General features: G+C 58.3%; 12 protein-coding genes and 1 pseudogene. 3 read left to right on the top strand and 10 right to left on the bottom strand.

Translation table 11 applies throughout. From position 1 onward, the window contains the following. From tyrS to NKI58_RS14465, 9 genes are all read right to left on the bottom strand, one after another. Positions 1-616 (bottom strand): tyrosine--tRNA ligase (gene tyrS / locus NKI58_RS14505; protein ID WP_352853412.1); only part of this gene is annotated, 616 nt, incomplete at its 3' end. Between the two features lie 411 nt (positions 617-1027). Then, the gene (locus NKI58_RS14500; RefSeq protein WP_502898814.1) at positions 1028-1522 is read right to left on the bottom strand and encodes a recombinase family protein; all 495 of its coding nucleotides are present in this window, start codon (positions 1520-1522) and stop codon (positions 1028-1030) included. A 221-nt stretch (positions 1523-1743) separates the two neighbouring features. Beyond that, positions 1744-2178 carry a transposase gene (locus tag NKI58_RS14495; RefSeq protein ID WP_352853410.1) on the bottom strand — a complete coding sequence of 145 codons (435 nt, stop codon included), beginning with the start codon at positions 2176-2178 and terminating at the stop codon, positions 1744-1746. Between the two features lie 1007 nt (positions 2179-3185). After that, positions 3186-3515 (bottom strand): hypothetical protein, encoded by a 330-nt coding sequence (locus NKI58_RS14490; RefSeq protein WP_352853408.1) that lies wholly within the window; start codon positions 3513-3515, stop codon positions 3186-3188. A 380-nt stretch (positions 3516-3895) separates the two neighbouring features. Beyond that, positions 3896-4666 (bottom strand): acyl carrier protein, encoded by a 771-nt coding sequence (locus tag NKI58_RS14485; RefSeq protein ID WP_352853406.1) that lies wholly within the window; start codon positions 4664-4666, stop codon positions 3896-3898. Positions 4667-4683: 17 nt separating this feature from the next. Continuing rightward, complete coding sequence (locus NKI58_RS14480) at positions 4684-5748, bottom strand: AMP-binding protein (protein ID WP_352853404.1); 1065 nt, start codon at positions 5746-5748, stop codon at positions 4684-4686. 111 nt (positions 5749-5859) lie between these two features. Further along, positions 5860-6090 (bottom strand): DUF2442 domain-containing protein, encoded by a 231-nt coding sequence (locus NKI58_RS14475; RefSeq protein ID WP_352853402.1) that lies wholly within the window; start codon positions 6088-6090, stop codon positions 5860-5862. Positions 6091-6491: 401 nt separating this feature from the next. Continuing rightward, complete coding sequence (locus tag NKI58_RS14470) at positions 6492-6710, bottom strand: DUF982 domain-containing protein (protein ID WP_352853423.1); 219 nt, start codon at positions 6708-6710, stop codon at positions 6492-6494. A gap of 286 nt (positions 6711-6996) precedes the next feature. Then, on the bottom strand, positions 6997-7299 hold the full coding sequence (locus NKI58_RS14465) for a DUF982 domain-containing protein (protein WP_352509682.1): 303 nt from the start codon (positions 7297-7299) through the stop codon (positions 6997-6999). A 1770-nt stretch (positions 7300-9069) separates the two neighbouring features. Here NKI58_RS14465 and NKI58_RS14450 point away from each other — a divergent pair. Genes NKI58_RS14450 through NKI58_RS14440 form a run of 3 tightly spaced genes read left to right on the top strand, consistent with a single transcriptional unit; the run spans position 9070 to position 11966 of the window. Beyond that, positions 9070-9981 carry a DMT family transporter gene (locus NKI58_RS14450; protein ID WP_352853400.1) on the top strand — a complete coding sequence of 304 codons (912 nt, stop codon included), beginning with the start codon at positions 9070-9072 and terminating at the stop codon, positions 9979-9981. Between the two features lie 3 nt (positions 9982-9984). Beyond that, complete coding sequence (locus NKI58_RS14445) at positions 9985-11226, top strand: argininosuccinate synthase-related protein (RefSeq protein ID WP_352853398.1); 1242 nt, start codon at positions 9985-9987, stop codon at positions 11224-11226. Further along, on the top strand, positions 11223-11966 hold the full coding sequence (locus tag NKI58_RS14440) for a 2OG-Fe dioxygenase family protein (RefSeq protein ID WP_352853396.1): 744 nt from the start codon (positions 11223-11225) through the stop codon (positions 11964-11966). Before NKI58_RS14445 ends, NKI58_RS14440 begins: the two co-directional genes overlap by 4 nt. A gap of 772 nt (positions 11967-12738) precedes the next feature. Here the strand turns inward: NKI58_RS14440 and NKI58_RS14435 are convergent. Further along, positions 12739-13211 (bottom strand): annotated as a pseudogene (locus NKI58_RS14435) (transposase); the annotation flags it as partial. Positions 13212-14066 lie beyond the last annotated feature (855 nt).

Raw genomic sequence — 14066 nt, 5'->3', positions numbered from 1 at the left:
TCTGCAGACGGCAACCGGTCCGGCGGGATAGCTCAAGGAAGTCGAACGCTTGGAGGATCATGTAGTTGAATTCTAAGAAGCTCAGATTCTCCTGCTTTTCCAGCCGCGACTTCACACTGTCGAAAGAGAGCATCCGATTGACGGAGAAATGCCTGCCGACGTCTATCAGCATGTCGATCCAACGAATGCTGTCCAGCCAGTCGGCATTGTTCACCATCACGGCATCCGTCGGGCCGTCTCCGAAGACAAGGAGACGGTCAAAGATCTTTCTGATCCCTTCAATGTTGGCGGCGATCCGCTCGTCCGTCAGCATCGGCCGCGCCTCCGAACGGAAGCTGGGATCGCCGATGCGGGTGGTCCCACCCCCAATGAGAACGATGGGTTTATGGCCAGTCTGCTGAAGATGACGAAGCGCCATGATCAGAAGAAGATGGCCGACATGAAGACTGTCAGCCGTCGCATCGAAACCAGCGTAAGCGGGTACGATGCCTGCTTCAAAGGCGGCATCGACACCCGGCAGGTCGGTCCCTTGATTTACATAGCCGCGCTCGATGAGCGTCTTCAAAGCCGCCGAACATGGTTCGGAATGACCGGTTGATAGATCGGGAAGTGCCATAGGGAATCCTCCTGGTATTGCCGCCAGGGGGTCCTCTCAACGAACAAAGCCGCCTGACGGCGGCTTGTTTCAAGGCATGATCGAAACGCGCCGCTCCTTATGGAAGCGTCGCATAATAGATTGCAGCGATGAGCGCGGACTTGATCATGTGCCGATGCATAAAGGATTTTATCCGCACCTGCAAGCAATCTGAAATGGCTACTTCGGGGAGCTGCCGAGCCTCTGTCGCGACGATTTGCAACTGACTTTTGCACCGTCGCAGAACTCAACTTTTGCGACAGCATTTCCTGCTTCCCGCTTTCCTTCTGATGTCGAGCCCGCGCTTCACCTGCGCTTCGCTGCAGCCGGTCAGCTTTGCCGTCCTGCTGATACTGTTGCCGCCAGACCGGAAGACAATAATGCGTTCGTGTGTCACCAAGTCAGCTTGGCGTCCGGCATATTCCCGCCCGCCTTTGCCAATTCGATGCCTTGCCTCTGGCGTTCGCGGCGATCCTCGAAGTCGTCCCGAGCCATTTGCAGGGCGAGCTTCAGCAACATTTCCTGAATGGACTCGAGCACGATCTTGGCAACGCCGTCGGCGCTGGCCGCGATGTCGCTAATATCCACAACATCAGGTACGGCAAGACGAGCACCCTTATTCCAAATTGTTTCGATCAGTTTTTCAGCTTCAGGCAAAGGCAGACGACTGATGCGGTCTATCTTCTCCGCAACGACAACCTCCCCCGGCTGAAGGTCCGCGATTAGACGAAGCAGCTCCGGCCGGTCGGCGCGAGCGCCGGATGCCTTCTCGCGGTAGACGCCGGCGATGTAGTACCCGGCATCCCTCGCCTCAACGATGATCGATTCCTGGCGATCAAGATCCTGCCCTTGCGTACTGACCCGCAGATAAACACGAGCAACGTGCATATCCCCATAGGCGCTAACTTAAGGTACGAGCGCTATTCTTGCTGCGGCGGATTGGTTTTTGCGCCGTCTTGGCGGATCGCAGACGTGGCGAATGATTTCGGCGAAGCGCATCGCGATTGTTGCGGGTCGCAACAGCGCCAGTATGGCATTGAGGATCGCAGCACGCAGAAGGCTATGCAGCCTCCAAAAGGACATCGATTGCGCCCTGCGTGGTTTCGTCTTCACAGGGGGGGAGAGTCGAGAACGTCGTTGACGGCCTCGTCAATGATTAGCGCCAGGATCAGATGGGCCATGAGCCAGCTTCGGGCGAGCCGCTTATCGCGTGCGGGAAGCTTATGGATGCCCATTCCGCTCTTGAGCCGCTTGAAGGCGAGCTCAACCTGCCAGCGCAAGCGACAGGTTTGCAGAACCTCTTCGGCAGTCATCGCGTCGGCCGGGATCGACGTCAGCAGCATGACGAAGCCTGCCGCGGTGATGGTCATCGGCTGCAGCCTTTTGCTGCAGTGTCGCTGGTTCCCCCCTTGCCGCTTTCTCTGATTTTTCGGTGGCTTTGGCATCCTTGCGCCTGACAATGAGCCTTGCCTGCAAGGGCTTGCCTCGGCCCTTGCCTTTGCGGCCCGAATGCTCCACGAGCACCTCCATCCCGCAAACCCCATCGGGCTGCATAGGCGCGTAGATGGCGTTCCAGTCCACCAGTTGGCCGTCGAGCGTGGTCAGCCGGACATTGGTCCAGCCCGTGCGCACAATGAAGTCGGCGCCCGCCGATGCCACCTTTTCAAGGAAGGGGCGCGGGCGTAGCAGCGGTCGCCAACAACGATGTCGCCTTGGCGAAGCGGAACACGACAGAAGCCTTCTCCACCGTGGACGTCGCTGATCTCCAGATGCGTGAAGCGCGCAAGCGCAGGTTCGTAGGTGGCATGCAGTCGCCAGTCCGTGCCAGTACTGCCGGGACGCGAGATCGAACTGCATCGACAATGCGCAGCCGGCGCCCCTTCGGCACGCAGCTTTTGGTGCAAGCTTTCTCGAGCAAGGCGCCTGCGATGCAGCCGAGCCAATCGGCAGCTCCGCGGAAGCGCTTCAAAAGAGCAACATCCGAAAGGCTCGCAACATCGTTCACTCCGGCCCAGGCGGCAGCCGAGCGCAAGCTCATCCCGCTGGGGCCATAGGCCAACGCCAGGCGCAGCAATGTTGCTGCGTCCGAAACATTGCGACGACGCACGAGCGCTCCTGTCGTCCGCGCCCTCGCCTCAAGATCAATGGATTCGACAGCCCCGATATCAGAGCCTGCCAGTCTGCTTCGATGGAATCATTCGTTTGCATCTGGCCGAGGAATCACATCTCGATTCCACCAGTCCGCCCCTAAGTTAGCGCCTATGGGAATGAACCCCTCCTGCTCGGCTCATTTAGATATACCTCAATGCGCTTAGCTTGCGGGCCTAGCTCAAAATTGAAGAGCGAGTCTATTTGGCCATGCGCCAAAAGACCACCCATTTGGGCCGGCGTTGTGGATTTTCTAAAGCCAGGGCATGGTTAGATCAGGCTGCAGCTCCAAGAAAGGTCAGCGCTGGCCTAGCCGCGTCTACGAAGGCAGATGCCAGCGCACGGATCGGGGTGGCAAGGCTGTGGCGCAGAAGATGCGCACCTGCGACCCGGCCAATCTGTCTTATTCGGCTGCTTCCAATGGGCCACCGACGACATGGCTCCGCCAACCGAGGCGGGAGGCTCGCCGATACGCAAGCCAGCCGACCAATTGTTTTTGCAACCAGAACACTACCAGGCCTGATGCGAGACCGATCGAAATGGCCGCTGCCGGGCCGGCAGGCTGCTGCGTGTCCAGGTCGAGTTGCGGAAGAAGCCAGTCCGGGATTACGCGGTGAAAAAGATAGATGTGATAGCTGGCGGCAGAGACCGGCAGGATCAGGTGCGCCGCCCAACCGGGCAATGTTATGCGTGGAATGAAAAGCAGGACGAACACCGCGCCGAGCACCAGCATGAACTTGACCCAGGAACCTGTCCAATTGCCGCCCCACCAGGCCAGCACCAGGCAGAGAATAGCGATGACGGAGAAGAAGGCCTTCCGTTTCGGCGGCGTGTCGAGGAAGTACAGGCACCCAGCCCAGGACGGCCAAATAAAGCATGTCAGGAAGGGTGAATATTTGCGGCCCGCCGATGTACCAGACGAGTGGCGTGAGGAACTTGGCTGCTACTGCAATTGCCAGCACGCAAATGCCAGAAACGAGCGGCATTGCATGTGCGATCCGCCGCGCCTGCGGAATGGAAAACAGGATCACGCATAGAAGAATGGTCTGCGCGTAGGCCTCAACGAACCAGTACAAATACGGCATCATGTGCGGCGGTGCGGTAAAGCCGAGATTACCAACGAGGAAGACCGAAGGCCAGAGCACCTCGCCACGCGCCAGAGAGAAACCCGCGATGATAGGCGCATAGAGTGCGAGGTTGACTGCCAGCGGCCGCAACACCGCCAGACCATCGCCGGCGAACAGCCGCTGGCGCTGAAAGCGAGCCAGGCTGAACCCGACCAGCATCACGAGTGTGGCGGCTCCGCCCGGGATAGGCCAGAGCGTTGCGTGATGGATGACTACCCAGCAGGATCGCCGCAGCACGCAGGATCAGTTGGCTGTCGATCGACCAACCATGGTTCCTGGGTTCCGCGGTTCGGGCAAGGTCGCCAAGGGGCATGGTTTCCCATCCCTCCGGCAGGCTCCCAAGTTCACGTTCCAGGGTCAGCGAGAGCTGCACGTAGAGCAGCGAGTCGCCGCCGAGCTTTTCGAATGTGTCGCTGGGACCAACTTGACGCGGATAAAAGGCATTCCTGAAGGCGTCCAGGACATCCATGGCCATCTGCTGGCGCGGGGCTCGCAGGCGAACCTGGAGCGAAGCATAGTCGATCTTCCCCGAGGCAAGTTTCCGCAACGACGTCGCCCTGCCGACTTCGAGGTGGGGCCTTGGCAGTCCGGTTGCAGCCATCAAGACTTCGAGCACCTCGTTGTCGTCGACATCGGGTGTCGTCACCATCGCCAGAATGCGCTCATCGTCTCCGACGACTGCTGCGGCGATCCCAGCTTTCTCAAGCGCTGGTTCAATTCCGTCGTGGCTCAGGCGTAGGCCCGCGATCTTCGACATTCGCTTGCGGCGACCGACTATCGAATAGAACCCGCGATCATCACGCTTTGCGATGTCGCCTGTACGCAATCCGCGACTTCGTGCGCCGTTGCCAGATCCGTCCGTCGATGGGCATAGCCCATCATCACATTGGGACCTCTGTAGATGAGTTCGCCCGGCTTGCCATTTTGTTCGATTGGCCGGCCGTCTTCATCAGCCAACCAGAGTTTGCCGCCCGGGATGGCAATGCCGATGCTGCCCAGATTGCCCTCGAGCTCGCCGGGGGGAACATAGGCGATGCGAGCGGTTGCCTCGGTCTGCCCATACATCATGAAGAAGCAGCCAGAGTTGTCCGCGAGATGACGCCGAAAGGTCTCGGCCAGAGCTTGTTGCATGCGTCCGCCGGCTACCGTCATGAAACGCAACGTTGGCAAGTCATGCCGCCGGAAGCCGGCGTGGTCCATCATTTCGAAGGAGTAGGGAACCCCACTGATGTTGGTGCAGGACACGTCACGGATCTCTTGAGCAAAGCCGGTGTGGGAGGCACCGTGTTTCGGGAAATAGATGCTCGCACCTGCCTCGAGGTGAGAATTCAAGACTGAGAGGCCGTAGGAATAGTGGAATGGCAGGATAAGCACTGCCCGATCCCGGTGGTCGAGTTCCAGATAGCTGGCAATGGCCGCGGCATTGGCCTCGATTGCGGCGGCTGACAGACGAACATACCGGCTCTTGCCGGTGCTACCGGAGGTACCTAGCAGCACGGCGAGATCGGGATGCAGTGCGCCATTGGACTCCCCGGCTTCCACGCGGCAGCACCAGCGGGCGTCTACGCGTCTGCAGATGATTTCCGGCGAATAGTCAGCGACGAAGTCGTCCAGAGCCGACGCGTTGCAGGGCGGGATCAATGCGACGGCGTGCTTGCCGTGCAAGGCTGCCAGGTAAGAGATGACCGCGTGTTCTGTCGGCTCGGCTGCTACCGCGACCAGCTTTTTCTGCGGTCCGAACTCGGCTGCCAACGCTGCGACACGCCGCGCAAGATCGCGGTAGCTGATCGGCGTGGGGCCGGGAAAGATCAGCGCCGGAAGATCGCCGTGTTCGTCCAAGCGTCGGGTTAACCCCATTCCCCTGATCTCCGTCAATCTGAAAGGCTTATTGCACCCATCAGTGCAGGCGGGGACGCCGCTATCACGTTTGTTGACTGATTGCATCAACTTTCACGGATGTGTTCGCGCGCGAGCGGAGGGCATTGGTTGCGACCATGCCCATGTCATCGAGGAACTTTGGCACGAGGCCGGCCAACAGCGGGAGCCCGCGATTCTCTTGGCACGTTGGCAACGCTTGGAGCCGAACACACCTTGCAGCAGCGCCGGCACATCCACATCGGCATCGAGCTGCGGCCAGTGCAGGCCAAGGCCGGTCGGGCTAATCCCGCTCTCGGTGGACAAGGCTCAGAAGAGCCGACATGGGATGAATCGGCTTGTCGAGGGCGAGGATCGCCGGCAAGCGACACTCTTTCCCGAGTGCCTAGACGTTTACGTGATGCAGGACAATCCGGTCCGACTCATCGAAGTCTTCATCGAGAACTCGACCTCGGCGCCGTCGGCTTTGCCGGGTCGTGCTGGAAGCGACCAGCGGCCTGCCTATCATCCGAGGCCGATCCTGCGAAGCCAGTTGCTGCGCCGTCTGTGTGGAGACCCGCTCCGGGGCACAAGCCGCGCGAACTCCCTTCTCCTTTCCGTCGATATATCGCAGTGCCGCTCTTCGCGGCGAACGGCTGCTCGACGCTGAAGCCGAACGCGGTGCTCGAACCTGGGCATAGCCAACCGATATCGCGCGGCTTCATTTTTTAGTCACTGCGCAGGATTTTTGCTTCGAGCGCGGCTGCGACGAAAGCTCTTCGTGCAGTTGGTGGATGAGCCTCGCCACGCAATACTTGCCGACAGGCGTCCATCGGTATCTTCCGTTTCTCGGTCCGACGACTAAGATCACGGAGCAAGATAGCGGCCGCGTCATTGACGTCGAACACAATACGCTCCGATCTGTGACGGCTAACCTTAACAACCATTGGCCGCTCAAATCTGCTCAAGCCGATCATCTCTCCGCCTCCTCTACGGCAACAGGCCTCGGTCGCACTTCTTTGCCAGCCGAATGGTTCCGCTGGATCTTCGTCGCTGGACTTGGCACTAGCCTAGCGACCGAGTGCAGTGGGTCTGGTTATGATGGGGGTTGCGCGAGATCTGCCGTTTTGCTGTTGATTTTGAGAAGCTTTTGCTTTCGGCGAACTGTGAAATCTCGACACAGTGCCCTCCTTGGCGTGCTACCCGCGCCAGCCTCGCACATTTCGCGTACGCCTACACTTTCACTTTTCCACTGCCCGACTTGCAGGCAGCGAGCCACTGCATCGCGGAGGTTGCATCTTCCAATATAGCGGCCCGTTTCGCAAAGCCGAAAAAGGCATTGCGCGCTGCGCTTACAGGTATTCGCTCGTCGTATGCATCATAGCACGCCTTGAGGGCGGCTTCGTGGATCAAGTCTCTGCGGTTTCCTGGCCACTCGTTGAGGAAATCGATGGCGTCGGCCAGGCTGGCAATCTCTTGCACGATGTACGTTGCACGCTTAACGAAAACTGGGCTGCGGAAAGCATCAGGGTTCATTCGTTCCTCCCGACCTGCTGAATACCTACTTTGCGTGATGAGCCGCCTCATCGACATCCGCCGAGCATTGCAGAATGTGTTGTCAGAGCGATGACGGTTTAAGAGGAAGGCAGCGGGTCGTAGTCCTCTGGTGCAGTCTTCGGAGGGGAGCTTGAGAGTCACGGTTTGGCAGCCCATCACCTCGGGCCATTGGGCAAAGATCTGCACGCTGACTCGAGCGTGGCTTGGCAGTCTATTTGGGCGCTCACATGCCAATGCGGCTTCGCACCCGCGATCGGTCAAAGTTCTCCTGTTGGTCGCTATTCGCTGAAGGAAGCCTCGACATTACCGACACGAGCGCGGGCGGTCGGCAGACCGCCGGTCGGTGGTACTCCGCATGCAGCGCCGTCGCCTTCTCCGAGAAACGTCCTCTGTGGATGGCTCCCGCGATGCAAGAGGTAATTGGACGTTACGGCGCGTTGGGCGGGTGCAGTCTTCTGTCCGGCCTGTTGATGCAGCCATCCGAGACTGCTGGCCCTGATGGGACCGGCGAACTGGATCTCAATCTGCCTATCAAGCTATGGTGCTCGGACATTCGACGGGTTGTCCCTGTTCCCGGCCTGACCAGTCTCGCCATCACATCGCGTCGCTCTCACAACCTACTGGTAGCCGATCGATCGGCCCGCCTGTTCTCTGTCCTAAAATTTATCTTCTTCGCAACCTTACACCGCAAGGTTCGCGGCATGACGAGCTTGAGGTCTCGCGCGTACCATGATCGCCCAGACCACACGGGCCATCTTGTTCGCCATGGCCACACTCGCCAAGCGCACGGGTTTCCTGGCGAGCAACGCGACAAGCCGAGGATCCGCTGCCGCCCCTCGAGTTTTGCGAAGGTGTCGGCCCGAGCCAGGCGGCGAACTCCCGACCCGTGCGGGTGCGACGGCAGTCGGCCACGAAGCGACGGGCAATATCCTCGTTCGACACTGCCAAGTCGGCTTCCCGAAACAGCCATTCCTTCAGTTCGCGCGCACCGCCCGGAGAAAGTACGAAGCTGTACAGCGTCCGCAACTACGGCAAGGTGCTCGTGCCGCGTTTCCTTGCGCGCGGCGTAGTCAACGAGATCGTCGGTATGTAGGCCAAGCTGCATCGGGGCGAGGCTTAGAGACCGCGCCGAGGTCGTTCGGGCCGCTCTGCGAGCCGGAAGCCGCCTCGCCCTTCGACTTTTCATTTGCGACAGGCCCTGATGAATTGCCAAGCCGGGCTGCAGCGGGAAACCTGTCAGGATAACAGGATCACAGCGTTCGGTTGCATGCCCGGCAGTCGGACTCATTGTCGGCCTTCTGACAATGTTGGGTATGAAACACTGCACTATCAAAACGATCGTGTTGTCTAAAAATGGTTTTCTGGATTGGCACGGCATTTGCTTTGCTGAATCACAAATACCTACGGCACGAACCTGCAGGAGTTCCTCCATGAACAGCCTCAGGCAGCGCTACAGCAAGATCTGTGCATGCGAATCCGCCCTCCGGTTGCAATCGGAATGGGCCGAGCTTGTAACCAAACACTCCCCCTGCTGCATGTGGGGACGCCAAAATCTCGCGACGCGGGCCACGACTGGACAAAAAGCCGCTCGATCGTCCCGCCGCTTAATGAAGTCCAGTGGTGGGACATCGATGAGCGCCTCGCGGAAGGCCGGACAGTTCCGCGATACCAACGTTACAGGGACGGCTTAATCTGTTTTGACTCGTTCTGCACAGTAGGATGGATGGCTAGCACAAAGGATACTTGAACGTGGACGTTTTCGAACGTGCTTCAATACCTGCGAGGAGGTCACTGACCTCATCCTTCTCGGCCGACCTGGCCGTACTGGGTGTCGCATTCGTTTGGGGCGCGAGCTATCCGGTCGCGAAAAGCGCACTATTCTATGCGCCGGTTTTGATCCTCATTCTTTATCGTTTCCTGATTACCACGATCTTTATGGCAGTGGTGGCAAGACATGAGATCGCGTCGATCTCTTGGGGCGATTGCATCCGTGGCCTCGTATTGGGGACAATACTTTTTTCAATTTTTATTGCTGAAACTTACGGTGTTGCATCAACAAGCGCAATGAATACGGCTTTGATCATTTCGCTTTGTGTAATTTTCACGCCGATCATTGACTATGGGCTATCGGGGCGACTTCCACCTCCGGGCATATTGGCAAGTGCCGCCATATCCTGCATCGGTGTCGGCCTTCTCACTGGCGGGATCGGCAAGTTCAGTCCGGGTGACGCGCTTGTGCTGGGGGCTGCGATTCTGCGAGCAATTATGGTCGTTTCCACCAAACGCCTTCTGGCCGGCCGGCAGATTTCGTCTGCGGCACTGACGGCCATCCAGGGATCGGCGGTGGCAACACTCACTTTCGTTTTAGCCGTGGGTCAATTCGGAATCTACGGCCTTATTGTGAAGGCCCCCCTTCAGTTTTGGGGCGCCGTCGCCTTCCTTTCACTCTTCTGCACGATCGCTGCATTCTACATTCAAAACGCCGCGGTCAAAAAATCCACGCCGACACGGGTTGGCTTGCTGATGGGAACAGAACCCTTCTTTGGTTTCGTCCTCGCGCACCTTCTCCTGACTGAATCTTTGACCGCAACGGGCTTGATAGGTGCCGGCCTCATCCTCGCCGGAACCTTTGCCGGCATCTTTTTTGAGAGCAGGACCTGACAAATGAACCCCGTCTCAACTTCGATCAAACCATCTACCGGCGGCATTTTGAGTTTCGAAGATCTGGAGGCTTTTCCGGACCGAAACGCACCAGTTGCAACCATGTTCAGCGGCGGTCTCGACAGCACCTACCTTCTCTACAAGCTGCAAAGCCTTGGCTTTGCGAATATTGAAGCTGTCGCGGTGGATGTCGGAACTTCCATCGATAAGCCTTTGCTGGAACAGACGGTAGCCGGGTTCGGCGCGCGCTTTGTCTGTCTCGAAGGGCGGGAAGCTTTTGTCGAACAAGGCGTGAAACCCGCCATTCGGGCCCACGCCAAGTACCTTGGTAACTATCCGTTAAGCAGTTCCTTGAGCCGTCCCGTAATCGCCTCGTTGATTGTTGATCATGCGACGTCAATCGGCTCACGGCTGCTTCTTCATACAGCAAGTCTTTCGCAAAATAGTCTTCCGCGCCTTAACAATAGCATCAAGCGCTCGGGATTTTCCGGCAACTTCGGCAGTCCGTATGAATGCTCGGTGATTTCCCGGCAGCAGAAGGCCGCCGCCCTCTCTAAGTTCGGGCTGACTTTTGTGACGGACCGCACCTGGAGCGGAGACGAAAACCTCTGGTGCCGAGAATTCGAGTCTGGACCTTTGGAAGATCCCGAGAACTTTTCTATCCCGGAAGAGGCATTTGATTGGACGCGCAACACTGCCGCAGAGCAGCCGGTAGAGATCAAACTGGGGTTTATCGACGGAAATCTCGTGTCAATTGATGACCGTGATGTTGCACTGATCGACACAATTCCGCTCCTGAATAAAACAGTTGGCAAATTCGGACACGGCCGCTTTGTCGGGCTCGAACACATCTCAACCGGTGAAAAGGTTCTCGAAGTCCGTGAGGCCCCCGCAGCGGCCATCATCATGGACGCGCTGCGGCACCTCGAAACCGCTTCCCTTGGCGTCGGATCAATCGTGTTGAAGGAAGGGCTTGAGCAAGCCTGGTCCCAGGAGGCGGTTTCAGGTGCATGGGGCAGTACTATTCACAAGATGTGCGAACGGGCCATAGCGTCCGCGCTCGAGGGCGTCAGCGGGAGCGTCAGCTACATAGTCGATAATACGCGCTTTTTACCTCGGTCCATCATAGCCAGCACGCCGAAATACATTACGGACCGCCACCTTTGGGAACACCAAGCCGCGAGCCACCAAGCGTCCTTTAAAACTTCCCCCTCGCCAAATTACCAAGACGGGAGACACCCATGAAAAAGGTCGCACCCCAGGCGCTATGCAGCCTCAGTCAAGAATGCACTGATCATCTGGTCACGAATGGATGGTGGTTTTCCAGAGGTAAGCGCACCGAAGCCGGCTTCGGCATCGAAATTGATGCTGGCTGGAAGAACTTTGCTGACCACTGGGATCGACTGCTTCTCGATGAATACATGCGTGACGGCGGGACCTATCGCTACCGGCGCTATAGTGCGTTTGAATATGACGCAGTTGACGGAATTTTTCGGCTCCTGCCGCATGCCCCTTATGAGCAATCGAAAGCCATCAACCACTTGAATGGCGGCTTCAAGCGCTACTTCGAGCCCTTTGAACAATCGTTTATAGATCATCCTGTCTTAAACAAGATTCTGACAGGTTTCTGCAGAATTCTATGTCAAACCGCTGGACATGATCGTTGGGATATTAAGCTCCATCCCTACCGGATTGTTGCACGCGACGGTGTAAACGGCAAACCAGCACCCGAGGGCCTTCATCAGGACGGGGTGGATTTCATCGTTTCTTACATGATCGGGCGGGTTAACGTGACCGGCGGTATGAGCACGATTACTGATGCCTCAAAGCGGTTCCTCGGCGATGTCGAAATGAACCTTCCAAATGATTTTGTGATTTGCAACGATCGCAAGACGTTTCATGATGTATCACCGATCGCGACCGAAAATCCGAAAATGCCGTTCGCATATCGTGACGTCCTTGTCATCGCCTTCGAGAAACTATGAATCAAGTCTTGAACCCAAGCACGTTGCGACCAATAGCGAGATCGCTGTCCATACCTGTGGGAATGCTTGAGGCAGAGTCGGACATATCGAACGCCGCCTGATCAGTCGGATAATCTGCAAACGGGTGGAAGACCGCTCTTGTGATGTGTAGTTTGGGACTATAGTCGAGGCTTGATTCCGTTGGACGCGAGTGCCTTCCGGCGCAGTACCGCCAAGAGAATTCGTCCACTGTCCGAGTCAGCACACGGGCTCGCCGAACAGGAACTTGGAACGCTTCTCCATGCTGTCTTAGGTGATATAGCCGCCCGGAGTGCTGCGACATGTGCACGATGGCATCAGCTCGCGACGAAGGATTGCTAACGGCGAACCCATGCCTGGCTGGAGCATCAACTCGGCCGACGAGAGTGGCCCACCATCCTAGGCAGGATCGGCCGACATGGCCGGCATCGCGCGCCGCTCTGAAAAGAGCACAGCGGGCATCCAGACGCTGCCGGGTTGACTATGGGTGTCCGAACCGCGAAAAGGGGCCGCTCTTCATGAGTGGCGTGCGCCGGCAGTCTAACCCCAAGCCCCCCGCCCAGGCTGCCGGCGCGCTTCTAGCCGCCTTAATGCACGGCGATAGGCATTTGACGGCCTGAAGCGACGCTGTGGTCGCCGTTGTGTTGCTTTTCCACGCGTCTCGTCAGGCGCCGGGATTGCTCCGTCGTGATGGCAGGCGGGGGTTTGCAGGTTGCGGTCGACGGGTTCGTTTCGGGGCGTCTGCGCCCCATCGTTATGTCACGAGTTGAGGGATGCGATCGAGGACGATGCGCAGGATGCGCTGGCGGGGCACGATGTCGGCAGGCGCAGACGGATTTGCGATTTCATCTCGGCCACCCGCGCAGCGATTTTGATGAGGCGCAATCGCAGCGTGTCGAATTGGGCGACGGCAAAGCTCGAGCGCCTCGGCATCGCGGCCCGCAAGCCCCACATCAACCAGTAAGTACGGGCATGCAGGAATAGCCGGAACTGGTTGGCCATCGCTCTGGTGCAGGATGTGCGGTCGGCGGCAAGATGCGTCTTCCACGACTTGATGTGGTTCTCGGCCGCGCCGCGGCGGCAGTAGACATGCTCGTAGAGCGCCTTGGCCTTCCCACCGGCAAGGTTGGTGACGACGAAGCGGGTAACGGCACCTTGCGCGCCGACCTCGACCCGCGCGATGATGCGCTCGACGCGGCTCCAACTAGCGGCGCCGCCAACGAACTCCCATGAATTTTTCAGGCTAGGAACATCGAGGTAGGGCACTACGCTTCATTGTCCGACTACGCCTCGATCAGATCGCGAGCAGCCAGCCAGTGTTCGACCGTCGCTTGCGCCTCTGGCCGCTGAGGCCTTGTGCTTCCTCCAGCGAGTCAAGCCGATCACCATGCGTGTCGCCAGTTCTGGTGCTCACCCACGTGCCATTTGCGATCTCGTGTCGGTGAGAGCACCGCAAGCACCTCCCCTGCTAGAGGGCAAGGCGGCTTGCGTCGCCCGTGTTGTTACTATTCTTCGCTGTGGTCGGAGTTTTTCCCTCGCCTTCGGAATCGGGACATTCGACTTTGCAAAAAATTGGCCATCGTGGTCGATCGTCACGCCCCCGAGTTCGGCGGCACGATGGGACGACGACGGCAGCGCAAGCTCCATTTGCGCGAGGGGCTCGTCCTTCAAATACTTGATGCATTTGCGCTTTGCGTACCTCCGTGCATGTTGCTCGATGCCAGGCGGAGGCCTCTGTATCGCGCATCGATGCAACGCCCAGGCGTTGATCCCCATCATCGCGGCGATCGCTTTGCCGCGATCGCCGCAGCCGTTTTCGAGCACGACAATCATGCCAGGCGGTGTCGGCAGCGATGCGCATGCAAAAATTCACAGATGCATGCTAGACTAAGACTAGCGCATCCTCGCCATCGCGCTCGGCTATGAAGCCGCCTTCTTAGCTACGTCGCAAAGGGTTATCCGGCCAAGGCGGGTTCAATGGAATGAAATGGGGCCTTTTGGGTCCTGAACTTTCAACTTCCAGACTGCCTCTTTATGCGACTTTTGCAGCACAAATGGCGAACATCCCCTCGATCCGATCTC

The sequence above is a fragment of the Mesorhizobium sp. M0522 genome, from assembly GCF_040321085.1.
Lineage (GTDB): Bacteria > Pseudomonadota > Alphaproteobacteria > Rhizobiales > Rhizobiaceae > Mesorhizobium.
The sequence above is the reverse complement of the archived record's forward strand: the minus strand, read 5'-3'. Positions and strand labels throughout refer to the sequence as shown.